Source organism: Mesorhizobium zhangyense (assembly GCF_011045115.1).
Classification (GTDB): Bacteria; Pseudomonadota; Alphaproteobacteria; order Rhizobiales; family Rhizobiaceae; genus Mesorhizobium_M; species Mesorhizobium_M zhangyense.
In genome coordinates this window covers 112555-134230 of record NZ_JAAKZG010000001.1, presented here as the reverse complement: position 1 = coordinate 134230, position 21676 = coordinate 112555, and the positions used below count along the sequence as shown (strand labels likewise).

Sequence of the window (21676 nt, the reverse complement as noted above, 5' to 3'; positions counted from 1 at the left end):
CGTCCTCACGGGCCGGTACAGTTGTATGCGCCGGCGCAAACTCTCATCCCCGATCGTTCGTTTTGGTCGTCAGGCTGTCTGACATTGGAAACGGGGCCGGCTTCGGTTCCAATGGTGAAGTGGAGCAACAATGCAGCCTGCGGTCGCCACGGGCGAGGAAATCAACGACCTCGCCATCAACACGGTCATGACCATGCGCCAGATGGGCGTCGTGGCCTTGCCGCGCAATTACGAGATTTTCTACGAAGCGCTGTCGGGTTCGAACCCGAAGCTCAGCCTTGAGGTCATAGCCTTGGGCAATCGGCCGACCCAGGATCAGCTCGATCAGATCGGCCGCAAGTATTTTGCGCAGAACCACACCCAGAGCATTGTCGAAAATGCCCGCGAAGTGATCGCCAAGGAATTGGAAGATATCGCCGGCATCCTTCGCAGCGAGCGCAACCACATCGAGCGATACGGCCAGATTCTCGATCAGACCGCCGACGGGCTGAACAGCCGCACGGCGATTTCACGGGAATTGCTGCAGAAGATCGCCGGCGTCATGTCGACTGCGACGAATTCGACGATCGACCACGGAAAGCAGGTGGCGAATACGCTCAGCGAGAAATCGGCTGAACTCGAAAGCGTCAAATCCAAGCTCGAAGAATACAAGAAGCTTGCAGACACCGACCCGTTGACGCTGATCTGGAACCGCCGCGCTTTCGACAAGGAAATAGCCAAGGTCTACAACAGCAGCCGAGGCATCCTGTTCAACGCCCTGATCCTCGCCGACATAGACCGTTTTAAGGAAATCAACGACCGATACGGCCACCCCGTCGGCGACAAGATCCTCCAGATCATCGCCGGCATCTTCCGCACCAGCATCCGCGAAGACATGTTCGTCGCCAGAACCGGCGGCGAGGAATTTGCGCTGATCGTCGAAGGTGCCAGCGAGCAGTCGACATTCGACATCGCCGAGCGCATCAGGCTGCTGATAGAGCGGGCGTCCTTTTCCAGCGGCGGCCAGACGAACGTCAATTACGGGCCGGTCACGGTATCGATGGGCGTCTGCATGGCCTCCGAGGCCGAGAGCGCTGAAGATCTCTACGCCAAGACCGACCGCGCGCTTTATCGCTCCAAACTCAACGGCCGCAACCGGGTTACCAGATTCTCCGAGATTCCGGAACGTTCGAGCAAGAGCTGGCTGCTCTACCGCAAGGATTGATACCGGGCCGCTCTCACACGGCACTATCGCCGATGACTGAAACAAAAAAGGCGCTGGAAACCAGCGCCTTTTTCGCATTCGTGAATGAAACGGATCAGCCGTTCACGACTTTCTTCTCAGGCGCGCCGGCGTCCTTCTTGAGCAGGTCCGACACGAGGAAGGCCAGTTCGATCGCCTGATCGGCGTTGAGGCGCGGGTCGCAATGCGTGTGGTAGCGATCCTGCAACTCCTCGTCGCGGATGGCGCGTGCGCCGCCGGTGCATTCAGTCACGTTCTTGCCGGTCATCTCAATATGGATGCCGCCCGGATGCGTGCCTTCGGCACGGTGAACCTGGAAGAAGCTCTGCACCTCGCGCAGGATGCGGTCGAAGGGCCGCGTCTTGTAGCCGGCAGCCGTGATCGTGTTGCCATGCATGGGATCGCAGGACCAGACTACGTTGCGGCCTTCCTTCTTCACCGCACGCACCAGCTTCGGCAGATGCTCGCCGACCTTGTCGGCACCGAAACGGGCGATCAGCGTCAGGCGGCCCGGCTCGTTCTCGGGGTTCAGCATGTCGATCAGCTCGAGCAAGCCGTCGGCAGTCAGCGAGGGACCGCACTTCAGGCCGAGCGGGTTCTTGATGCCGCGGCAATATTCGAGATGGGCATGATCGGGCTGACGCGTGCGATCGCCGATCCAGATCATGTGGCCCGAAGTCGCGTACCAGTCGCCCGAGGTGGAATCGACGCGGGTCAGCGCCTCCTCGTAGCCGAGCAGCAGCGCCTCGTGGCTGGTGTAGAAATCCGTCTCGCGCAGCGCGTAGTTGGTCTCGGACGTGATGCCGACGGCCTTCATGAAGTCCATCGTCTCGGTAATGCGATTAGCGAGAGACTCATACTTCTCGCCCTGCGGGCTGTCGGAAACGAAGCCCAGCATCCAGCGATGAACGTTCTCCAGGCTGGCATAGCCACCCTGCGCGAAGGCGCGCAGCAGGTTGAGCGTCGCGGCCGACTGCCGGTAGGCCATTTCCTGCCTGGCCGGATCGGGAATGCGCGACTTCTCGTCGAACTCGATGCCATTGATGATGTCGCCGCGATAGCTCGGCAGCGTCACGCCATCCTTGGTCTCATTGTCGGACGAACGCGGCTTGGCGAACTGGCCGGCAACGCGGCCGACCTTCACCACCGGCTGAGCACCAGCGAAGGTGAGCACCACCGACATCTGCAGGAAGACGCGGAAGAAGTCGCGGATATTGTCCGCGCCATGTTCCGCAAAGCTCTCGGCGCAATCTCCACCCTGCAACAGGAAGGCGTCCCCGGCAGCGACCTGTGCAAGCTGCTTCTTCAGCTTGCGCGCCTCGCCTGCAAAAACGAGCGGCGGAAACGATGCAAGACGAGCTTCGGTCTCCGCAAGAGCAGCCTGATCCGGAAAGGCCGGAACCTGCTGGATCGGCATGTTTCTCCAGGAATTCGGGGACCATTTCGTCATTGTCGCACCCAATACGTATCTTCAGGGCAGGAATTGCCCGGCAAATCTCCCGCTTTCGGGAACGGCGCTCTATACAGGAAGCCGGCTGGCTATTCTACCCTGGAATTCCGCGGAAATCGAACGGTTCCGCCGCCCTATTCGACCCGCTCGCCATTCCTGACCAGATAGGTGGGCTTGTACATGGTGACCAGTTCCTCGGCTGCCGTCGGGTGCACCGCCATGGTGCGGTCGAAATCATCCTTCGTGACACCTGCTTTGAGCGTAATGCCGAGAAGCTGCGCCATTTCACCGGCATCCGGGCCTAGTATGTGAGCGCCGATCACCTTTCGCGTATCGGCGTCCACGACCAGCTTCATGAGCATCTTTTCCTGACGCCCGGAAAGCGTGTGCCGCATCGGGCGGAACGTCGCGCGATAAATTTCCAGATTTGCAAACTTCTTGGCCGCGTCGTCCTCGGACAGGCCGACCGTGCCGATTTCCGGCTGCGAGAAAACAGCCGTCGCGATGCAGTCATGGTCTGGCTGTGTCGGGTTGCCCTTGAACGCCGTCTCGACAAAACACATCGCCTCGTGGATGGCCACCGGCGTCAACTGAACGCGATTGGTGACGTCACCGATCGCCCAGATATTGTCGATATTGGTCCGCGAATAGCCGTCAACGATGATCTCACCGGTCTTGCCGAGTTCGACACCTGCGTTTTCCAGCCCAAGGTTTTCGGTGTTGGGAATACGCCCGAGCGCCAGCATGACCTGATCGACCGTCAGCACCTCGCCGCCCTGCAGGTGCGCGTCGAGCCTGCCATCGGGACGCTTGTCGATAGCCTTGAACATCTCGTGGCAGAGAATACGGATGCCCTTCTTTTCCATGGTCTCATGCAACGTGCGCCGCAGGTCCATGTCGAAGCGGTTGAGTATCTCCTTGCCACGGTAGATCAGCGTCGTCTCGACCCCGAGCCCATGGAAGATGTTGGCGAACTCGACGGCGATATAGCCACCGCCGGCAATCACGATCGCCTTGGGCAATTCCGGCAGATCGAACGCTTCATTCGAGAAGATGCAGTGCTCGTGACCAGGCAAAGCGGCATGCGGATTCGGCCTGCCGCCGGTCGCAACCAGAATCTGGTCGGCGGTGACGGTACGGTTTTCGCTCTCCAGCCTTATCGTATGCCGATCGACGATGGTCGCCCGCGTGTGAAACACCTCACCGCCCGCCCCTTCGACATTGCGCTGGTAGATCTGTTCCAGCCGCGAGATCTCTTTGTCCTTGTTGGCAACGAGCTCGCGCCAGTCGAAGCTCGCCTCGGGCACAGTCCAGCCATAACCGGCGGCGTCCTCGAAATGCTCGGGAAACTGCGAAGCATAGACATAGAGCTTCTTCGGCACGCAGCCGCGGATCACGCATGTGCCGCCGAAACGGAATTCCTCGGCTATCGCCACCCGTTTGCCGAGTGCCGCCGAGACGCGCGCAGCGCGAACCCCGCCGGAGCCTCCGCCAATGACGAAAAGGTCGTAGTCATATGCAGTCATGATTCTGTCTCCGTGCGCGGCAAGTGACAGTTAGGAGCCAAAGCCGCAAAAGAAAAGCCCGGCAGAGGCCGGGCTTTTCAGCGATGCAATTTTGTAAGGCTCGATCAGTTGGCGGGAGCAGGCGCCGGCGCCGGTGCTGCCGCGTCAGGCGTCGGCGTTGCCGGATCGGTGATCGCCGGAGCGGACTTGCCCTCAAGCGCCTTGTCGAGCGCCTTGCCGGTTTCCTCGGCGAGATCACGAGCGACGCCGCGCTGCCAGATATCGGCAGCCTTGCTGACTTCGCGCGCCACGATCGGGCCATCGGAAAGAAGCTTCTTGCCCGGCGCCGAATTGTAGAAGGCGGCAATGCCGTTCAGATCCTCGACCGAGAAGACCCGCGCATAGGCAAGCGCTGCTTCCTTCTCCAGGTCGGCACGGCGGCCGGCAAGCTTCAGCGTCGTTTCATCGACCGTCGAGGTGATGACTTCCTGAAGATCCGGATTCTTCTGGATAAGCTGCGCCTTCAGCGCTCCCGCGGCCTGCGGCAGGATGTTGTCATACAAGTCGGTGGCATGAATCGCTGCCACCGCCTCGCGGGCTGCCTTCAGGTGCGCGTCCGAGATTTCCTGCGAAAAGGCCGGCGACGCAATTGCGACCATTGCCGAAGCCGCCAGAACCGCGGAGAAGCGGCGAACACGATTGACCAACGTCATAATGGATAAAACTCCCTCTTTATTGGGTCGCGCGGACCGTTCTGATGCCGTCCGCACCCGCGATGACTGCCGCCTGCGCCAAGCCCAGGAACAGACCGTGCTCGACAACCCCCGGAACGGCGTGAAGACCATTTGATAGCGCTCTTGGATCGGGAATGCGGCCAAAAGATGCGTCGACGATAAAATGTCCGCCGTCTGTAACAAAAGGCGCGCCGTTCGTCATCCTCAATGTCAGCGGGCCCGAAAGACCGAGCTTTTCGGCAACCGCAGCGATTGCCAGCTCGGTCGCCTTCAAGCCGAATTTGTTGACTTCGATCGGCAGCGGAAACTTGCCCAGCGTTTCTACCATCTTCGATTGATCGGCAATCACGATCATTTTCTTCGAGGCTGCGGCCACGATTTTCTCGCGCAGCAGCGCGCCGCCACCGCCCTTGACCAGCGTGAGCTGCGCATCGACCTCGTCGGCGCCATCGATCGTCAGGTCAAGCTCCGGTGTCTCATCGAGCGTCGACAATTGAACGCCCAGTTCGCGGCACAGCGCTGCGGTGCGTTCGGAAGTCGGAACACCGATGATCTTCATGCCCGCCGCGACCTTTTCGGCAAGCAGCCGGACAAATTCCTCGGCAGTCGAGCCGGTGCCGATGCCGAGCCGCATCCCGTCCGTGACATGTTCAAGCGCGGCCCGCGCCGCCTCGATCTTCAATGCTCTTGCGTCCATGGGTGTGTCGCCGCGTCCTCGTTCGGTCGCGCTCCTAGCATCTTTGGCTGTTTCGGCAAAGGTTTTCTGCCCCTCAGGCCCAATCGACTTTGCTTGCGCCGCAAGGTCACTCGGGCTATGCGCGACCGACTTATTCCTTGAGCAGCAGGACATCTCATGAGCAGCCCAATCATCGTATTCGACCTCGACGGAACATTGGTCGACACGGCACCCGATCTGCTCGAGAGCCTTAATCACAGCCTCGGCGCCGGTGGCGTGCCGCATACCGACGCGACGGGCTTCCGCAGCTTCGTCGGCCATGGCGGCCGGGTGATGATCGAGCGCGCCTTCGCCGCCAGCAGGACGCCGCTGCCGGTCGCAGAGCACGACCGGCTTTTTGCACTCTTCATCGATCACTATGGTGAAAACATTCCCGGTAAGTCCCTGCCCTACCCAGGTGTACTCGATGCACTCGACCGCTTTACCGACGCCGGTTTCCTGATGGCCGTCTGCACCAACAAGACCGAAGGCTTTTCGCGCAAGCTTCTCGAAGCGCTCGATATGACCCGGTATTTCGCTGCGATCTGCGGCCAGGATACGTTCGCATTCCGCAAGCCGGACCCTCGGCATCTGACCGAAACCATCGCAATGGCCGGAGGCGATCGCGATCGCGCAGTGATGGTCGGCGATTCGCAAACCGACATCGACACGGCCAAGGCAGCCGGCATTCCGGTGGTCGCGGTCGATTTCGGCTATACCGATCGGCACGTACGCGAATTCGAGCCGTCGAAAATCATCTCGCATTTCGACGAACTGACGGTGGCGCTGGCCGACAAACTTATCGCGGCAGCAAACTGATCGGTGCCTTGACTTCGGTCATTCCCGTCCCTTATATCGCGGCTCGCTTGGCCTTCGGGCAACGAGCGGGCGATTAGCTCAGCGGGAGAGCACACCCTTCACACGGGTGGGGTCGCAGGTTCAATCCCTGCATCGCCCACCATACCCCTTGCCCGATTTTTCCTGATTGCGCTGACTTCAGCGTATCGTCAGCCAAAGCGTCCAAAGGACTGTGGCAAGCAACGGGTAGTTGCTTGCGAAGAGCCGCATGATCCAGCGGGCGGCGCCCGCTGTGTGGGACACCTGAAGTTTCAGAACTCGGTGTCGGCCTGGGAGACTTGCCGGATGCTCGGCGTACGCACTGCCTCGGTTTTTTCCAGAGCCGTCTTCAGATGCGCGTCGCGATCGTAGACGTCGCCGAAATACTCGACCTTGCCGTTCATTTCCGGCCAGGCCGTGAAATAGGCGACATAGACCGGAATCTTGCGCGTGACGCGCTCGGATGAATGCCCTTGCTTCAGCTTCTGGGCGATATGGTCGACCGTCGTGTCCAGCACTGCCGCCGCCATGCCCCGCGGGTCCTTCAACCTGACACAGCCATGACTGAACGCCCGCGAATCGCGGTCGAACAGGCTCTTCTGCGGCGTGTCGTGCATGTAGATCGCATGCTTGTTGGGGAACAGGATTTTCAGCTCGCCGAGAGCGTTGGCCTCGCTGGGGGTCTGGCGCACGCTGTAGGGAATTTTTGCGCCGTACTGTCCCCAGTTGATCGAAGACGACGGAATTTTTCGACCTTTCGAATCGGTCACTTCATAGCCGGAGCGGTCGAGATAACCGGGATCGCGGCGCAGTCTTGGCAGCATCTCGTTGACGATGATCGACTGCGGAACCCCCCAATAGGGATTGTAATCCACCTGCTCGATTTCATCGTAAAAGAAGCTTGTCTGATTGGTCGGCCGGCCGATGACGACGCGCATCTTCAGCTTTTCCGTATCGCCGTCGATATAGCTTGCCGTGAATGCCGGCTGGTTGATGAAAACGCGGGGGCTGCCGAGATTGGAGGGCAACCAGCGCATCTGCTCCAGCGCGAAGAGCACCTTGTCGACACGATCCGCTTTGGACGTTCCGGCGAGTTCACCCACGGTGCGCGGCCCGATCACGCCGTCCGGCTTCAGACCGACCTTTTCCTGCGCCATCTTGATGACCGGCACCAGCTCGTCAACATAGGCCTCACTCGCGCCGAGCCGCGTAATGACCTCCGAATATTGGCCGATGTCGTCGGGATAGTCGCGGGCGATCAGCTGCAGCAGCTTCGGCAGTTCCGGGCTGCTTTGACCCGGCCGCAAGAACAGCTTCGGATCGACGACGATGTCGTTTTCCGAACTGGCTTCCAACGACTCAAGTTCGACGCGCAAGGCTTGGTATTCCGCGTTCTGCGGATGCCAGGATTCCATATAGCTGCGCACTTCGCCGGTATGAGCCAGCGTCTTCAGGACGTTGACCATGTCCAGCGGCTTGGCCGGAAAATCGTGATATCCGGAAATCCTGTTCGGATCGACGCGGCCATTCTGCGCATCGCGAACATAGCGCAGCACGCGCGCCGAGAGCGTCATCTCAAAACGCATCAATTCGCGCTGGCGCGCGGCCATGTCGTCGAGCGAATAGCCGGTGGCCGGTACCGTGACGGCATAGTCCGCCGCGTCCAGTCCATGGGTAGGCGCCTCGCCCAGAACCCGAACCGCATCCTGCGCACGCGCATTGGCGGTCGCGCCGCTTACCCAGATGTAATCGGGATTGGCCGCATAATAATCCGCAAGAGCCTTGGCGATATCCTTTTCAGCGGAGAGGTCAAATCCGTCGAGGCCGGCAAGGCCTTCCCGAAAAGATGTGCCGCCCAATGATAGCTCGAACGATACCGGTTGCGCACTCTTCGAAAGCGCACCGAAGTCGACGCGAACGAGTGGATCGGCTTTGTAGGTGTAATAGCTCGGGCCGGTGATCTTGGCGACCGCAGCAGGAGTTGCAGTGCGCTTGGGCTGCGGAACGCGCCTCTCGGCGCGCGGCGGCGGCGGAAACTCTTCCCTTTGCATGCGCTGGACACGCCCGCCGCCGAACAAGGTATCGAACAATCCTTGAGCGTTTGCAGGTGCGTCGAAAGCCAGCGAGGCGGCAAGAACCGTGATCGACAGGGCTGCGGTTCTTTTCAGAGAGAAGATCATTGATTATCCGTCTCCGCCCGAATTCCGGACGGTTTCCCCATTTTCTCGCCGCGCCGAGAAAAATCAGCTCGTCCACTGCCGATGTAGGACGCGACTATATCGATTCATACCGATTTCGTTAAGGGAAGATAAATTTCGGCAATGATGTTGCCTAGCCGCTTCACAAGGGCGTGAGCGAGGCCGCAACGTATCGGTCGCGATGCCGTAGCGGGCGGAGGCTAATGGACGATGGCTGGCTGTCGTGGCTGTTCCACGAAACCCACAGCCTCCGCCACGACAGTCTGGTCGGACAAGATGCGGCGATGCCCGAGGTTTTCGGCCCAGAGGAGCCTGACATGGTCGCCGGCAGCCGCAAGCGTCTTGGCGTCTGACGCCGGCACTTCCGCATCGTTGGGCGCATGGATGACCAATGTCGGTATCTGCATTTGCGCGATATATCTGGATGCGACGAACTCGGCCATCGGATGGCCGGAGATGCGCTTGATCTGATTATCGAGCGCGCGGGCCGATTTATCCCCGACATTCGTATGCCGGCGAAATCCATTGAGTACGTCCGTCAGCGCGTTTGGCGATGCGATCATGATCAGGCGTTCCGTCGGCAGGGGTGCTGTGCCCTTGATCATGCCGGAGGCGGCACAGGCTGCAACCGCACCGCCGAAAGAGTGACCGACGACCGCCGCGAACGGGCCGAACCATTGTGCCGCTGCCGCTGTGGCTTCGACCGCCATCGCCATGTTGAGCCGCCGCCCCGTCGACCCTCCGTGACCCGGCAGATCGAGCGACATCACGCGAAAGCCCGCCTTGCGGTAGCCCTCGATGAGAGCGCGCATATATTCGGTACGCGAGCGCCAACCATGGATGACGAGCACAGTTGCGGTTGCGGAATGGCCTTCGGGGCGGAATTCGTGAACGCTTACGCATCCCGAGCCGACTTTCAGCCGGTGATGCCGCGCCTCGGCCATGAAGCCCCTCGCCGCTTCGACCGCACGCCGCTCGCCCGCGCTCAGCTTTTTCGGGTCAGGCGTTCGGCAGAAGAGTTCAAACGCAGCGCGTCCGCCCAATCGCGGTGCTATATGCTCGGCAGCACCGAACACACCCCGGATGACCTTCAAACCAATTGATGCCATATTGACGATCCGACCAACGGTTCAACTGTGAACATAATAGTTCAAACATGAACAATAAACAAGACCTTCCCTGGGACAATCCGCGATTCCGCAACTGGATCGCGCTGGTGCGCGCCGAAAAGGCCGTTGTGGCTGCCTTGAGCAAGGCGTTGCAGCCGCTCGACCTGAAGCTCGCGCAGCTCGACATGCTGATGAACCTCTATCGGCACCCTGGCATGTCCCAGCATGATCTTGCCCGCAAATTGCTGGTCGGACGGTCGAACATTACCATGCTCTTGCCCCAGTTGGAAAAGCGCGGCCTGCTTACCCGCGAAAACGACGCCAAGGACAAGCGGATCATGCGGCTGACCCTCACCGGCGAGGGAGAGACGCTCCTGATGGACGCGCTGCACATCTACAACGCGCTGATCGAGACGGTGATGGCCCAAACCTCTCCGACCGAATGCGACCGCATGGGCGCTATGATGACACGCATTTCCGAGGTGATGAAAAACACCTGAAGCCGGCTCGCGCGCCCTCACCACATGCTGGCTTTTGCGCGCTCCGGCCATTCGCGATCGTATTTCTCGCCGTCGATGTTTTTCCGGCTCGTCACCGCGAGTATCTGGCCGGGCGTGGGCATCGACTTCGGGTCGACGTGCTTTTCCGGGTTCCACAGTTCGGACCGCACGATAGCCCGCGCGCACTGGAAATAGACGGCCTCGACCGCAATCACCGTCACCGAACGCGCCGGCTTGCCTTCGACCGTGAAGGACGCGCAACGCTCGGCATCCGTGGTGATGTAGGCGCGGCCGTTGACCCGCAGCGTCGTTCCCGAACCGGGAACCAGAAACAGCAGCGCCACCCTGTCATCGCGGATGATGTTCTTCAGCGAATCGGCGCGGTTGTTGCCACGCCGGTCGGGCATCATCAGCGTCCGCTCGTCATGGATGCGCACGAAGCCGGCGAGATCGCCACGCGGCGAACAATCGAGACCTTCAGGCCCGGTCGTGGCAAGCGCTGCGAAGGGCGACGCTTCGATGAAGGCCGCATATTCGGGAATGATGTGGTCGAGTTCCTTCACCAGCGAGGTCTCGCCGGGCAGGCCGTAGAGCGCTTCGAGTTGTTCGACGGTGGTGATCTTCGACATTCCCAAACCTCCGATTTCTCTCGCGCCGTTATCTGAGTTCGGTGACGTTTTTGCGACGCTATCCCCGGCTCATGCCCTTTTGCTGAAGCTCCGCGAGATAGGCATTCCAGCGCTCGTCTTTCTCGTGGCCCAGCGTGTGCAGGTAGTTCCAGGTGAAGATGCCCGTATCATGGGTATCGTCGAAGATTATACGCACCGCATAATTGCCGACCGGCTCGATCCGGGAAATCGCCACGTTGCGCTTGCCCGGCACGGTCACCCGCTGTTCCGGCGAGTGCCCCTGTACCTCAGCCGAGGGCGAAGCTACGCGCAGCAGTTCGGCCGACAGCTCAAACGGATGGTGGTTGGGAAACGTCACCGTCAGCGTCCGGCGATCCTTCGATACTCTCAGTTCAGTTGGCGCCGTCATCGTCCTGCCCTTGTTTCGGCCCCTTCCCTACGCGCCTTCGGGTTCACCGAAAAGGTGAAAAAGCTGTGCCACAAAGCCGACATTGCAGCGTCGGCTACGGAGATGTTACCAAAGACCGATATCACCTACCTTGAATGACGGGTACGAATACACGACATTCAGGGCAAGAGCCGTCGCGCTGACGGCATTGGGAAACGCCATCGCATGAACATGATCGATCCATTCGGGCGCACGATCAGCTATTTGCGCGTGTCGGTCACCGACCGTTGCGACTTCCGCTGCACCTATTGCATGGCGGAAGACATGACCTTTCTGCCCAAAAAGGATCTGCTCTCGCTCGAGGAGCTCGACCGGCTGTGCACCGTCTTCATCGAGAAGGGCGTGCGCAGATTGCGGCTGACCGGCGGCGAACCGTTGGTGCGCAAGAACATCATGCATCTGGTGCGCGAGCTTTCGCGCCACCTCAAGAGCGGCGCGCTTGAAGAGCTGACGCTGACCACCAACGGTTCGCAGCTTGCCCGCTTCGCTGGCGAACTCGCCGATTGCGGCGTCAAGCGCATCAACGTCTCGCTCGACACGCTCGACCCGGAAAAATTCCATGCCGTCACCCGCTGGGGCCATCTCGACAAGGTCATGGCCGGCATCGATGCCGCCCAGGCTGCCGGGCTCAAGATCAAGCTCAACGCGGTGGCGCTGAAGGGCTTCAACGACGCCGAACTTCCCGAAATGCTGCGCTGGGCCCATGGCCGTGGCATGGACCTGACCGTCATCGAAACCATGCCGATGGGCGAGATCGATCTGGACCGCACCGACCAGTATCTGCCGCTGTCGCTGCTGCGCGCCGATCTCGAGCGCCAGTTCACGCTGACCGACATTCCCTACAAGACCGGCGGCCCGGCGCGCTATGTCGAGGTTGCCGAAACCGGCGGCCGGCTCGGCTTCATCACGCCGATGACGCATAATTTCTGCGAAAGCTGTAACCGCGTCCGGCTGACCTGCACCGGCACGCTCTATATGTGCCTCGGCCAGGAAGACGCCGCCGACCTGCGCGCGCCACTGCGCGCTTCCGAAGGCAACGAGCTTCTCTCCAGCGCCATCGACGAAGCCATCGGCCGCAAGCCCAAGGGCCACGACTTCATCATCGACCGCCGCACCAGCCGCCCCGCCGTCTCGCGCCATATGAGCGTTACCGGCGGGTGAAGGTCGGGCTCCTTTCCTTCTCCCCTTGTGGAAGAAGGTGGATTGGCGCGCAGCGCCAAGACGGATGAGGGGTGCTGGAAGAAACTCCAGCGTCTGCGCTCCGTCCAACACCCCTCATCCGACCTCCCCTTCGGGTCGGCCACCTTCTCCCACAAGGGGAGAAGGTGAGGCGCGCTTCATCATCGCCACGCCTGCTTTCGCATCTGGCCATTGTCAAAGAACTCGGGAATGCGGGGCGCAAAGGCCTTGCCTTCCTATGTTTGTAAATTCGTGGCGCAGCCATTGCGCCCCGCCAGCGCTCTTGTCCCGCTCAGTCGCCTCCACATTCGCGTGGCCAGCCGTAGCCAAGGACCCGGGCTTAGGGGTTCATCACCCAGCAGTGCTACCGCAGCACCACCAGCCCGGACGCCGACGCTTCCCCCTGATACCCGGTGCGCACCAGGAATCCCGTTTGGAAGCGGATTTGCGAGGGAAGTATGTGGGAGGTCGGAAAGAGGGGGATAGATTGAGGGAAGAAAAATGTGCGGTGTGAATAGAAACAATAGGTTGGGTGGAAATCGGTTGAAAATCTTTCCACACCTTCAAACCCTTGAGCGAAGCAAAAACCTCACCGTCGTCATCCCGGAAACCGGAGCGAAGCGCAGGTTATCCGGGACCCATTGACCACCACGGCCGGGTACTGAGTTCGCACAGTGGTCCTGACCAACCCCAAGGCAAGGACCGGGCCGCGCCTGACGATGCTGCGGCCAATGGATCCCGGATAACCTGCGCTTCGCTCCGGTTTCCGGGAAGACGAACTTAATGGTTGGTACCGCTAATCGCCGAGGTTGGTGCTGGAAGCGCCGCCCTCACTTTGTCATTCAGGGTCGAGCATGAGCGAAGCGAAACGCGCAGACCCAACGCTCCACGCGGCCGCACCTCCTACCCCGCGCCCACCTCCACATGCCACCATTTCGGCCGTCCGCCTCGGTTGGTGTGATAGGCGGGCATCAGCTCTTTCGCTGCGGGCTTGTCGAAGGCTCCGAGCAACAGGGCGACAACCGGCTTGTCGTCGATGGCGCCGAGGGAGCTGCCGCAGGTGGGGCAGAAGGCGCGGCTGGAATAGTCCGACGAGCGATAGACGGACGGCTTGCCGGCGGGTCCGGTCCACGTCACCCGGTCGCTTGGAAACTCGACCCAGGGCGCCGTCAATGCACCGGTGTGGCGCTGGCACATGCGGCAGGAGCAGGTATGCGGCTTTTCAGCCGGGCCGGTCGCCTCGAAGCGAACAGCGCCGCAAAGGCAGCCTCCGATGTACAGCTTTGGTTTTTTCGCGCGCTCTTTCATCAGCCCCCCACGGCAAAGTCCGCAATTATAAACCCGGTGCGGAATCTCAGACTGGATCGGTTCTGATCGAGTCTCAAGCCATGAACAAGCCGAATTGATCGCGCACCCAGCCGCTGGACGGCAGTTGCCTCAGTTCGCTGTGGCCCGCTCCGCCTGCTGCCGCGCGACCACTTCCAGATAGGCCGCCTGCAGCGTCTGGCGCACGGTCGGGCCGGAGATGGTGTTCGGTGCGCCAAGCTGCTCGACGCGCAGCTCGGCCATGAATTTCTCCCACATCGGCAGCCCGCCCTCCTCCAGAAGCCGCGCGCGGATGCTGAGATCTTCGCTGACGGGGAGCCATTTGCGGCCCCACGCGCCGAGGTGGGCCATGATCGGCACCAATTCGATCGCCTTCTCTGTCAGGCTGTAGATCGCTTTCTGCTTGTGGCTCGGGTCGTCGGTCTTGGTGAGCATGCCTTCTTCCAGCAGCATCTTCATGCGGTCGGCGAGGATGTTGGACGAAATGCCCTCTTCCGACCGCAGAAGCTCGCGAAAGTGGCGTTTGCCGCCGAAGATCATGTCGCGCAGGATCAGCAGGCTCCATTTGTCGCCGAACACTTCGAGCGAGAGGTTTATCGGGCAGCCCGAGCGATGAGCAGCGTCCATCAAAAAATTCTCCGAAAAACCGGTTGCAATTCCATAGCAGTGCAATTATCGTTCAACTGGTTGCTAAATACAATCACTATTTGATGTACCGGCGCGAGCTGACGGTCGACAGGAGAAAGCGATTCCATGTCACTCACCTATCATTTCCATCCCCTCGCCTCCTTCTGCCACAAGCCTCTGATCGCGCTATACGAAAACGACACCCCGTTCGAGACGGTGCTGGTCGATCTCGGTGACGAAAGCTCCAGCGCGGAGTTCAGGGAATTGTGGCCGGTCGGCAAGATGCCGGTGCTGCGCGACGCCGCCCGCGACCGCATCGTGCCGGAATCGACCATCATCATCGAGTATCTGGACCGGTATTATCCCGGCGCGGTGCGGTTCGTGCCCTATGACCCCGAAGAGGCCTGGCGCACCCGCCTCGCCGACCGTTTTTACGATCTCTATGTGCAGGAGCCGATGCAGAAGATCGTCGTCGACCGCATTCGCCCGGCAGGCCAGCACGATGCCTTCGGCGTCGAGCAGGCGCGCGCAACGCTTCGAACCGCCTATGGCATGATCGAGCGCGACATGGCCTCGCGGACATGGGCGATGGGCGATGCCTTCACTATGGCCGACTGCGCGGCGGCACCGGCGCTGTTCTATGCCGAAAAGGTCGAGCCCTTCGCCGCGACGCACAAGCACATGGCCGCCTATTTCGACCGGCTGTTGAACCGCTCGTCCTTCGCCCGCGTGCTGAAGGAGGCCAAGCCCTATTTCCATATGTTCCCGACGCAGAACCTGAACTGAATTCGAAAGGAGACAGACATGGAAGCGCAGAAAATTGTCCCGCACGGCGAATGGGTGGCAGCGCGCAAGCGGCTGCTCGCCCGCGAGAAGGAAATGTCGAAGGCGCGCGATGCACTGAACGCCGAACGCCGCGCCTTACCGATGGAACTGGTCGAGAAGGACTATCTCTTCGACGGCCCGAACGGCAAGACGAGCCTCGCCGACCTGTTTGAGGGCCGGCGCCAGCTCCTCATCTACCACTTCATGTTCGACCCGGAGTGGGAGAATGGCTGCCACGGCTGCACCAGCTTCGCCAACAGCCTGCCGGATCTGTCCGAACTGCATAAACGCGAAACCACACTGGCGATGGTCTCGCGCGCACCTTTCGAGAAGCTCTCCGGCTACAAGCAGAAGATGGGCTGGACCGTGCCGTGGTATTCGTCCTTCGGCAGCGACTTCAACTACGATTTCCACGTCACGCTGGACGAAAAGATCGCGCCTATCGAGATCAACTACCGTGGCAAGGCCGAGTTCGAGGCCGCGAAAGGTGCCTGGGACCAGTGGGGCACCGAACTGCCGGGCCTCAGCGTCTTCCTCCGCGACGAAGACCGGATCCTGCACAGCTATTCGACCTATGCACGCGGGCTGGAGCCATTGGTGCCGGTCCTGCATTATCTCGACCTTGCACCGCTGGGCCGACAGGGCTCGTAAGCCAGCGAATTCAAATCCATATCGGGAAGATGAAATGACCGACTCAAAGAAGAACGGGCGCGCTACCTTTGTGCTCGTGCATGGCGCATGGGCGGGCAGTTGGTCGATGATGCGGGTTGCCGATCTGCTGACGGCCAAGGGTCACCGTGTCTTCGCGCCGACGCTGAGCGGGCTTGGCGAGCGTTCGCACCTTGCAGGACCGGACATAAACCTCACCACCCATGTCAACGACGTCGTCAACGAGGTGCTGTGGAAGGACCTCGATAATATCGTGCTGGTCGGGCATTCCTATTCCGGCATCGTCATAACCGGGGTGGCCGAAAGGATCGGCGAGCGCATCGCCTCGATCGTCTATCTCGACGCGTTCATACCCGCAGATGGCCAGTCCTTCGCCGATTTCGCCGAAGACTGGGAACTCGTCGGCGAAACGATCCCCGCTCCGCCGACCTCAAAGGGCGACTATCTTGATGAAAAAGACCGCGCCTGGGTCGACGCCAAAGCGACGCCGCACCCAACCGCATCGCTGAAGGAAAAGCTCCGCGTTACCGGCGCCTACCAGCGCGTACCGAAGAAAACCTATATCCAGGCCACCGGCTGGGAGAGCCCGTTCGGCCAGACCGCTGAGGCTTTGGGAAAGGACCCGAGCTGGACCGTCAGGCAGGTCGCCTGCGGCCATGATGTCGGCATCGACAAGCCGCAGGAACTGGCTGACCTTCTGGTCGAAGCTGCCTAGACCTGCGAAAGCGCAGCTTCAGGCTTCCTTCCTTGTTTGAGCCTTCGCCCTGCTGCCCGCCGGCGCTTTCTTGGTCTTCTTCTTGGCCTGATTGAACTCGATCGCGGCGCGGACGAGGTTTTTCAGAGCGTTCTCATCGATCGTGTCGCCCTCGAAAACATCGATCGCCCGCCACACCTTGCCGCCGAAGCCCGCGTTGAAGAGCTTGTCGGGGTCCGGGAGGCTCGCACCGTGGGAAAAGGTGAGCTTCACCTTGTCCTTGTGGGCGTTGCCGACAGCGATAATGCCGTCGCGGGACCATACCGGGCTTCCCATCCACTTCAATTCCTCGATGATCTCTACGTCGGCCTCGAGGATGCTCCTGCGGAGGCTGGCGAGCGTCTTGCCGCGCCAGTCGTCGAGTTTTGCGATCAACTGGTCGATCTGTTCGGATGGAGTCATTGGATTTATGTCCTCGAATTCCTGCCCCGCTCATGGTCACGATAGTCGCCATCGTGGGGTAAATTCAAGGAACGACCACCACGCCAAGCCGACCCTGCTGCCTGCCGCTCGTGACAGCAGGAAAATTTAGCCGGCAAACCTCCGTTCGTGACCTCTTGCAATGGCAGCACTGGCCGAACTCTCCGGTGGCCCAGCGCTTTGGCATTGCTGTTTCGGCACCGGATGTTACATCCTTTGCCTAACAATAAAGAATCGGAAACGCCTTGGCACTTTCTCCCAACCTTCGCGGCGCCATGTTCATGGTGGTGTCGATGGCCGGGTTCACATGCAACGACGCGTTGATCAAACTGGCGTCGATGCACATGAATTTCGGCCAGGTGATCCTCGTCCGTGGGCTGTTCGCGACCGCGCTGATCACCCTGCTTGCCTGGCACCAGGGCGCGCTGAAGATGCCGCGGCTGATATTCCACCCAATGATCGGCCTTCGCGTCCTGGGCGAGCTCGGCGGCACGATCTTCTTCCTGATCGCGCTCCAGCACCTGCCCATCGCCAATGTCTCGGCCGTGCTTCAGGCCCTGCCGCTCGCGGTGACGATGGGCGCGGCGCTGTTTCTGGGTGAAGGCGTCGGCTGGCGCCGCTGGCTGGCGATCGTCGCAGGCTTTGCCGGCGTCATGATCATCGTGAGGCCGGGCTTCGAGGGTTTCAACGTCTTCGCATTGTCGGCGCTGGTCTCGGTTGCCTTCTGCGCCTTGCGCGACCTCGCGACCAGACGCCTGCCGCCGCACGTCCCGTCGCTTCTGGTTTCCGCAGTCACCGCCACGGTGATCATGCTGTGCGGCGCAGTGCTCATAACGCCGCTCGGCGGCTGGACGCCGATGGAGTTCGAATACATCGCGCTGCTCGGCCTTGCGGCAGTTCTCGTCCTGGTCGGCTACCAGTTCGTCATCATGTCGATGCGCACCGGCGACATCTCCTTCATCGCACCATTCCGCTACACGGCCCTGCTCTGGGCGATCGTGCTTGGCTATCTGATCTTCGGCGACGTCCCCGACATTGCGATGATCGTCGGCGCGACCATCATCGTCGGTTCCGGCCTCTATACGCTCTACCGCGAACAGGTCGCCGGAAAAACCGCGCCAGCCGCGCAAAGCACAGGCCCGGCGATGGCGCCGGACGGCATCTAGGCTCGGGATATGGCGGCAGGCTTCCTGAACAAGGCGACGCCGCCGCATGTCTTCACGCTGGTGACGGCAGCAGCAGCCAGCACGCTGTCGATGAACGTCTTCCTGCCATCCCTGCCCGGCATGGCCAGGCATTTCGACGCTGAATATGCCGTCGTGCAGCTGGCTGTTTCGCTCTATCTCGCCGCCACCGCCATCCTGCAACTGTTCATCGGGCCGGCATCCGATCGCTTCGGCCGGCGGCCGGTGATGCTGTTCTGCTTCGCGCTTTTCATTCTCGGCACGGTCGCGGCCCTCTATGCGCCGACGATCGAGCTGCTGCTTGCCTGCCGCCTGCTTCAGGCGAGTTCGGCAGCCGGCATGGTGCTATCGCGCGCCATCGTGCGCGATACCGTCGAGGCAGCCGAAGCGGCGAGCAAGATCGGCTACATCACGATGGGCACCAGCCTGGTGCCGATGATAGGGCCGATTATCGGCGGTTTCCTCGACGAGTTCTATGGCTGGCATGCTACCTTCCTGCTGATGCTTGCGGCAGGGTTGTTCGCCTTCGCCATCGTCTGGCTTGATCTCGGTGAGACGAACCGGCAGAAATCGTCGAGCTTTGCCGCGCAGTTCCGCACCTATCCGGAAGTTGTCGGCTCGCGGCGCTTCTGGGGCTATACGCTGACGGCCGCCTCCACATCCGGTGTTTTCTTCGCCTTTCTCGGCGGCGGGCCTTACATCTCGTCGGAAATCCTGCACCTGACGCCATCGCAATACGGACTGTATTTCGCCATCGTTTCGATCGGCTACATGCTCGGCAACTTCATGTCGGGCAGGTTTTCGCGAACGGTCGGCATCAACCGCATGATGCTCTACGGCAATGTCGTGACGGTACTGGGCATGATGCTGTCGATCGCGCTGTTCTGGTCCGGCTACAACCATCCGTTGTCGCTGTTCGGCCCTGTCTTCTTCGTTGGCGTTGGCAACGGCGTTACGCTGCCCAACGCCAATGCCGGCATCGTCAGCGTCAGCAGCCATCTGGCGGGCTCGGCGTCCGGCCTTGGCGGCGCGCTGCAGATCGGCGGCGGCGCGGTGCTTGCTGTGGTCGCAGGTGCGCTGCTGACGCCGGAGACCGGCCCCTACCCGTTGCTTTGGGTCATGCTGCTTTCGGCGCTGGCAGGCGCGCTGTTCACCCTTTATGTGATGTGGGTGTCGCGGCATCCGGGCAAGGAAGCGTGAGTGTGCAGGAAGATATTGCGGGATTGATTCTTTCAGGCGGCCGCGCGACGCGCATGGGCGGTGGCGACAAGACGCTGCGCCCGCTGGGCGGCAGAACGATCCTGTCGCAGGTGATCTCGCGGCTTGCGCCACAGACCGGACGAATGGCGATCAGCGCCAATGGCGACCCGGCGCGCCTTGCCGGCTTCGGGCTTCCCGTCATTGCCGACACCGCAGGCGCCGGACCTTTGGCCGGGATTCTGGCGGGAATGGAATGGGCACGCCCCGTCGCCAGCCATATCCTGACGGTTGCCGGCGACACACCCTTCTTCCCCGCCAATCTTTGCGAAAAGCTCGACGCGGCCAGAAAGGGCGAAGCAGGCCGGATTGCGGTTGCTTGCTCGGACGGAGAACAGCACCCGACATTCGCGCTGTGGCCCGTTACGCTGCACGACGAGCTTCTCGTCTTTCTCGGCGGGCAGCATAAATTCCGCGTGCGCGCCTTCATCGAAAGCCATGATTTCGTCGAGGTCGATTTCCCGATGCTGGACGTTGCGGAAAAAATCGTCGATCCCTTCTTCAACATCAACACGCCCGGCGAACTTCAGGAAGCCGAGGCGATCGTGCGGGCCATGATTTGACACAGCGCGTATTCGGCATCACCGGCTGGAAGAATTCAGGCAAGACCACGCTGACCGAAAGGCTCGTGGCCGAATTGACCGCGCGCGGCTGGCGCGTTTCCACGGTCAAGCACGCGCATCATGCGTTCGACATCGACAAGCCGGGCACCGACAGCTTTCGCCATCGTGCCGCCGGCGCCCGCGAAGTCGCCATCGTCTCCGGCAAGCGCTGGGCTCTGATGCATGAACTGACCAGTGAAGACGAGCCCTCGCTCGACGCCATACTGGCGCGCCTTTCGCCCTGCGACATCGTGCTGGTCGAGGGCTACAAGCGCGAGGCGCACAAGAAGATCGAGACGCGCCGGCTGGAAGCGAAAGACACAGCGCCCCTGTCGGCGAACGATCCCAACATCGTCGCCATCGCCGCTGACCATCCGGTGTCGGGAGAACGCCTCCCGGTATTCGGCATCGACGACATCGCGGTGATCGCCGATTTCATTGAAACAACAACCGGCTTGAAAAAGTTGACGTAACGTCATGTCCCGGCAGCGATTTACGCCGCCGGAATGAACTTGCGCGCACGCCGGCAAGTTGACGTAAAGTCGTTTGCCGGGGACGTATTTGCAGTTGCTTTCTTCCTGAAAACAGACGCAGTATCGCGCTCTGCGGGCCACCGGGAGGCGGCCCTGGACGACGCCGCAACCATCAGCGGCGGGCAACAACAGAGAGGAACATCATGCGTATTCTTATGCGTGTCGCGCTTGGGGTATCGGCAATCGCGCTGGCAATCGGCGCAGCCCAGGCCCAGGAAAAGACCATCAAGATCGGCACCGAAGGCGCCTATCCGCCCTTCAACAACCTGACCGCCGACGGCAAGCTGGAAGGCTTCGACATCGATATCGCCAACGCGCTGTGCGAAGAGATGAAGGCCAAGTGCGAATTCGTGACCCAGGACTGGGACGGCATCATCCCCGCCCTTCAGGCCGGCAAGTTCGACGCCATCATCGCGTCCATGTCGATCACACCGGAACGCCTGGAAAAGGTCGACTTCTCCGCCAAATACTACAACACGCCTTCGGCCATCGCCGTCCCCAAGGACAGCGACATCAAGGGCGTGACCAAGGAAGACCTCGCCGGCAAGACGATCGGTACGCAGGGCTCCACCACCCACTTCAACTATGCGGAAAAGACCTTCACCGACGCAACGGTCAAGGCTTACCCGACCGCCCAGGAATATCAGCTCGATATCGCCAATGGCCGTCTCGATGCGGTGGAAGACGACATCGTCGTTCTGTCGCAGTGGCTTGATTCTGCCGACGGCGCCTGCTGCAAGCTGCTGGGCCAACCCTCGCCGCAGCCGGTCGAGATCTTCGGACAGGGCGCCGGCATTGCGGTCCGCAAGGGCGATGCGCTGGCGAACGAGTTCAGCGCCGCGATCAAGGCGATCCGCGCCAACGGCAAGTACAAGGAAATCAACGACAAGTACTTCAAGTTCGACGTCTACGGCGCCGAATCCTGATCCGATTGAAGCGCGAGGGCGGCCAAA

At 61.1% G+C, this 21676-nt stretch carries 23 protein-coding genes and 1 tRNA gene; 13 read left to right on the top strand and 11 right to left on the bottom strand.

Going from position 1 to position 21676, the window contains the following annotated elements; genetic code table 11:
• Positions 1-130 precede the first annotated feature (130 nt).
• A complete protein-coding gene (locus G6N74_RS00670) occupies positions 131-1204 on the top strand; it encodes a GGDEF domain-containing protein (RefSeq protein WP_165113233.1) in 1074 nt (357 codons plus the stop codon).
• Positions 1205-1298: 94 nt separating this feature from the next.
• Here G6N74_RS00670 and G6N74_RS00665 read toward each other — a convergent pair whose 3' ends face one another.
• The 4 genes from G6N74_RS00665 to rpiA form a co-directional block, all read right to left on the bottom strand.
• The gene (locus tag G6N74_RS00665; RefSeq protein WP_165113231.1) at positions 1299-2672 is read right to left on the bottom strand and encodes a class II 3-deoxy-7-phosphoheptulonate synthase; all 1374 of its coding nucleotides are present in this window, start codon (positions 2670-2672) and stop codon (positions 1299-1301) included.
• A gap of 134 nt (positions 2673-2806) precedes the next feature.
• Positions 2807-4198 (bottom strand): glutathione-disulfide reductase, encoded by a 1392-nt coding sequence (gene gor, locus G6N74_RS00660; protein ID WP_165113229.1) that lies wholly within the window; start codon positions 4196-4198, stop codon positions 2807-2809.
• Positions 4199-4302: 104 nt separating this feature from the next.
• Positions 4303-4890 carry a DUF2059 domain-containing protein gene (locus G6N74_RS00655; protein ID WP_165113227.1) on the bottom strand — a complete coding sequence of 196 codons (588 nt, stop codon included), beginning with the start codon at positions 4888-4890 and terminating at the stop codon, positions 4303-4305.
• A gap of 19 nt (positions 4891-4909) precedes the next feature.
• Positions 4910-5608, bottom strand: a complete 699-nt coding sequence (rpiA, locus tag G6N74_RS00650; protein ID WP_165113225.1) for a ribose-5-phosphate isomerase RpiA — start codon at positions 5606-5608, stop codon at positions 4910-4912.
• A 156-nt stretch (positions 5609-5764) separates the two neighbouring features.
• Here rpiA and G6N74_RS00645 point away from each other — a divergent pair, with 156 nt between their 5' ends.
• Together G6N74_RS00645 and G6N74_RS00640 are read left to right on the top strand one after the other, a co-directional pair.
• Entirely contained in the window at positions 5765-6445 is a 681-nt protein-coding gene (locus tag G6N74_RS00645) for a phosphoglycolate phosphatase (RefSeq protein ID WP_165113223.1), read from the top strand.
• Between the two features lie 67 nt (positions 6446-6512).
• Positions 6513-6587, top strand: a tRNA-Val gene (locus G6N74_RS00640).
• Positions 6588-6735: 148 nt separating this feature from the next.
• On the opposite strand, the gene G6N74_RS00635 is transcribed toward G6N74_RS00640, so the two are convergent.
• Both G6N74_RS00635 and G6N74_RS00630 read right to left on the bottom strand, forming a co-directional pair.
• Entirely contained in the window at positions 6736-8643 is a 1908-nt protein-coding gene (locus tag G6N74_RS00635) for a L,D-transpeptidase family protein (protein WP_165113221.1), read from the bottom strand.
• A 218-nt stretch (positions 8644-8861) separates the two neighbouring features.
• Entirely contained in the window at positions 8862-9770 is a 909-nt protein-coding gene (locus tag G6N74_RS00630) for an alpha/beta hydrolase (RefSeq protein WP_165113219.1), read from the bottom strand.
• Positions 9771-9817: 47 nt separating this feature from the next.
• Here G6N74_RS00630 and G6N74_RS00625 point away from each other — a divergent pair, with 47 nt between their 5' ends.
• Positions 9818-10270 carry a MarR family winged helix-turn-helix transcriptional regulator gene (locus G6N74_RS00625; RefSeq protein WP_165113217.1) on the top strand — a complete coding sequence of 151 codons (453 nt, stop codon included), beginning with the start codon at positions 9818-9820 and terminating at the stop codon, positions 10268-10270.
• A gap of 17 nt (positions 10271-10287) precedes the next feature.
• Here the strand turns inward: G6N74_RS00625 and G6N74_RS00620 are convergent, their stop codons facing one another.
• Both G6N74_RS00620 and G6N74_RS00615 read right to left on the bottom strand, forming a co-directional pair.
• Positions 10288-10899, bottom strand: coding sequence for a pyridoxamine 5'-phosphate oxidase family protein (locus G6N74_RS00620; protein ID WP_165113215.1), 612 nt, complete (start codon positions 10897-10899; stop codon positions 10288-10290).
• A 58-nt stretch (positions 10900-10957) separates the two neighbouring features.
• On the bottom strand, positions 10958-11308 hold the full coding sequence (locus G6N74_RS00615) for a gamma-butyrobetaine hydroxylase family protein (protein ID WP_119817405.1): 351 nt from the start codon (positions 11306-11308) through the stop codon (positions 10958-10960).
• Positions 11309-11512: 204 nt separating this feature from the next.
• On the opposite strand from G6N74_RS00615, the gene moaA reads away from it, so the two are divergent.
• Entirely contained in the window at positions 11513-12508 is a 996-nt protein-coding gene (moaA, locus tag G6N74_RS00610; protein WP_165113213.1) for a GTP 3',8-cyclase MoaA, read from the top strand.
• A gap of 921 nt (positions 12509-13429) precedes the next feature.
• On the opposite strand, the gene G6N74_RS00605 is transcribed toward moaA, so the two are convergent.
• Together G6N74_RS00605 and G6N74_RS00600 are read right to left on the bottom strand one after the other, a co-directional pair.
• Complete coding sequence (locus G6N74_RS00605; RefSeq protein ID WP_165113211.1) at positions 13430-13834, bottom strand: GFA family protein; 405 nt, start codon at positions 13832-13834, stop codon at positions 13430-13432.
• Between the two features lie 129 nt (positions 13835-13963).
• The gene (locus G6N74_RS00600; protein ID WP_165113209.1) at positions 13964-14479 is read right to left on the bottom strand and encodes a winged helix-turn-helix transcriptional regulator; all 516 of its coding nucleotides are present in this window, start codon (positions 14477-14479) and stop codon (positions 13964-13966) included.
• 126 nt (positions 14480-14605) lie between these two features.
• Between G6N74_RS00600 and G6N74_RS00595 the strand changes: the two genes are divergently transcribed.
• The 3 genes from G6N74_RS00595 to G6N74_RS00585 are packed head-to-tail and all read left to right on the top strand — an operon-like array spanning position 14606 to position 16688.
• Positions 14606-15265: a glutathione S-transferase family protein gene (locus tag G6N74_RS00595; protein ID WP_165113207.1), complete on the top strand. Its 660-nt coding sequence runs from the start codon at positions 14606-14608 to the stop codon at positions 15263-15265.
• 18 nt (positions 15266-15283) lie between these two features.
• Positions 15284-15955, top strand: coding sequence for a DUF899 domain-containing protein (locus tag G6N74_RS00590; RefSeq protein WP_165113205.1), 672 nt, complete (start codon positions 15284-15286; stop codon positions 15953-15955).
• Positions 15956-15989: 34 nt separating this feature from the next.
• A complete protein-coding gene (locus G6N74_RS00585; RefSeq protein WP_165113203.1) occupies positions 15990-16688 on the top strand; it encodes an alpha/beta fold hydrolase in 699 nt (232 codons plus the stop codon).
• A gap of 18 nt (positions 16689-16706) precedes the next feature.
• Here G6N74_RS00585 and G6N74_RS00580 read toward each other — a convergent pair whose 3' ends face one another.
• Positions 16707-17129 carry a DUF1801 domain-containing protein gene (locus tag G6N74_RS00580; RefSeq protein ID WP_165113201.1) on the bottom strand — a complete coding sequence of 141 codons (423 nt, stop codon included), beginning with the start codon at positions 17127-17129 and terminating at the stop codon, positions 16707-16709.
• A gap of 263 nt (positions 17130-17392) precedes the next feature.
• Between G6N74_RS00580 and G6N74_RS00575 the strand changes: the two genes are divergently transcribed.
• The 5 genes from G6N74_RS00575 to G6N74_RS00555 all read left to right on the top strand — a co-directional run bounded on the left by G6N74_RS00575 (position 17393) and on the right by G6N74_RS00555 (position 21649).
• Positions 17393-18313 carry a DMT family transporter gene (locus tag G6N74_RS00575; protein WP_165113199.1) on the top strand — a complete coding sequence of 307 codons (921 nt, stop codon included), beginning with the start codon at positions 17393-17395 and terminating at the stop codon, positions 18311-18313.
• A 9-nt stretch (positions 18314-18322) separates the two neighbouring features.
• Entirely contained in the window at positions 18323-19531 is a 1209-nt protein-coding gene (locus G6N74_RS00570) for a multidrug effflux MFS transporter (protein WP_165113197.1), read from the top strand.
• Positions 19532-19533: 2 nt separating this feature from the next.
• Positions 19534-20151 (top strand): molybdenum cofactor guanylyltransferase MobA, encoded by a 618-nt coding sequence (gene mobA / locus G6N74_RS00565; protein WP_165113195.1) that lies wholly within the window; start codon positions 19534-19536, stop codon positions 20149-20151.
• Entirely contained in the window at positions 20148-20663 is a 516-nt protein-coding gene (gene mobB, locus G6N74_RS00560; protein ID WP_165113193.1) for a molybdopterin-guanine dinucleotide biosynthesis protein B, read from the top strand. The genes mobA and mobB overlap by 4 nt, the downstream gene beginning before the upstream one ends.
• A gap of 203 nt (positions 20664-20866) precedes the next feature.
• Positions 20867-21649 (top strand): ABC transporter substrate-binding protein, encoded by a 783-nt coding sequence (locus G6N74_RS00555; RefSeq protein WP_165113191.1) that lies wholly within the window; start codon positions 20867-20869, stop codon positions 21647-21649.
• The last annotated feature ends 27 nt before the right edge of the window (positions 21650-21676 follow it).

Coding starts and splice junctions, on each gene's coding strand:
- G6N74_RS00670 (WP_165113233.1), top strand. CDS start 131: ATGCAGCCTGCGGTCGCCACGGGCGAGGAAATCAACGACCTCGCCATC.
- G6N74_RS00665 (WP_165113231.1), bottom strand. CDS start 2,672: ATGACGAAATGGTCCCCGAATTCCTGGAGAAACATGCCGATCCAGCAG.
- gor (WP_165113229.1), bottom strand. CDS start 4,198: ATGACTGCATATGACTACGACCTTTTCGTCATTGGCGGAGGCTCCGGC.
- G6N74_RS00655 (WP_165113227.1), bottom strand. CDS start 4,890: ATGACGTTGGTCAATCGTGTTCGCCGCTTCTCCGCGGTTCTGGCGGCT.
- rpiA (WP_165113225.1), bottom strand. CDS start 5,608: ATGGACGCAAGAGCATTGAAGATCGAGGCGGCGCGGGCCGCGCTTGAA.
- G6N74_RS00645 (WP_165113223.1), top strand. CDS start 5,765: ATGAGCAGCCCAATCATCGTATTCGACCTCGACGGAACATTGGTCGAC.
- G6N74_RS00635 (WP_165113221.1), bottom strand. CDS start 8,643: ATGATCTTCTCTCTGAAAAGAACCGCAGCCCTGTCGATCACGGTTCTT.
- G6N74_RS00630 (WP_165113219.1), bottom strand. CDS start 9,770: ATGGCATCAATTGGTTTGAAGGTCATCCGGGGTGTGTTCGGTGCTGCC.
- G6N74_RS00625 (WP_165113217.1), top strand. CDS start 9,818: ATGAACAATAAACAAGACCTTCCCTGGGACAATCCGCGATTCCGCAAC.
- G6N74_RS00620 (WP_165113215.1), bottom strand. CDS start 10,899: ATGTCGAAGATCACCACCGTCGAACAACTCGAAGCGCTCTACGGCCTG.
- G6N74_RS00615 (WP_119817405.1), bottom strand. CDS start 11,308: ATGACGGCGCCAACTGAACTGAGAGTATCGAAGGATCGCCGGACGCTG.
- moaA (WP_165113213.1), top strand. CDS start 11,513: ATGAACATGATCGATCCATTCGGGCGCACGATCAGCTATTTGCGCGTG.
- G6N74_RS00605 (WP_165113211.1), bottom strand. CDS start 13,834: ATGAAAGAGCGCGCGAAAAAACCAAAGCTGTACATCGGAGGCTGCCTT.
- G6N74_RS00600 (WP_165113209.1), bottom strand. CDS start 14,479: ATGGACGCTGCTCATCGCTCGGGCTGCCCGATAAACCTCTCGCTCGAA.
- G6N74_RS00595 (WP_165113207.1), top strand. CDS start 14,606: ATGTCACTCACCTATCATTTCCATCCCCTCGCCTCCTTCTGCCACAAG.
- G6N74_RS00590 (WP_165113205.1), top strand. CDS start 15,284: ATGGAAGCGCAGAAAATTGTCCCGCACGGCGAATGGGTGGCAGCGCGC.
- G6N74_RS00585 (WP_165113203.1), top strand. CDS start 15,990: ATGACCGACTCAAAGAAGAACGGGCGCGCTACCTTTGTGCTCGTGCAT.
- G6N74_RS00580 (WP_165113201.1), bottom strand. CDS start 17,129: ATGACTCCATCCGAACAGATCGACCAGTTGATCGCAAAACTCGACGAC.
- G6N74_RS00570 (WP_165113197.1), top strand. CDS start 18,323: ATGGCGGCAGGCTTCCTGAACAAGGCGACGCCGCCGCATGTCTTCACG.
- G6N74_RS00555 (WP_165113191.1), top strand. CDS start 20,867: ATGCGTATTCTTATGCGTGTCGCGCTTGGGGTATCGGCAATCGCGCTG.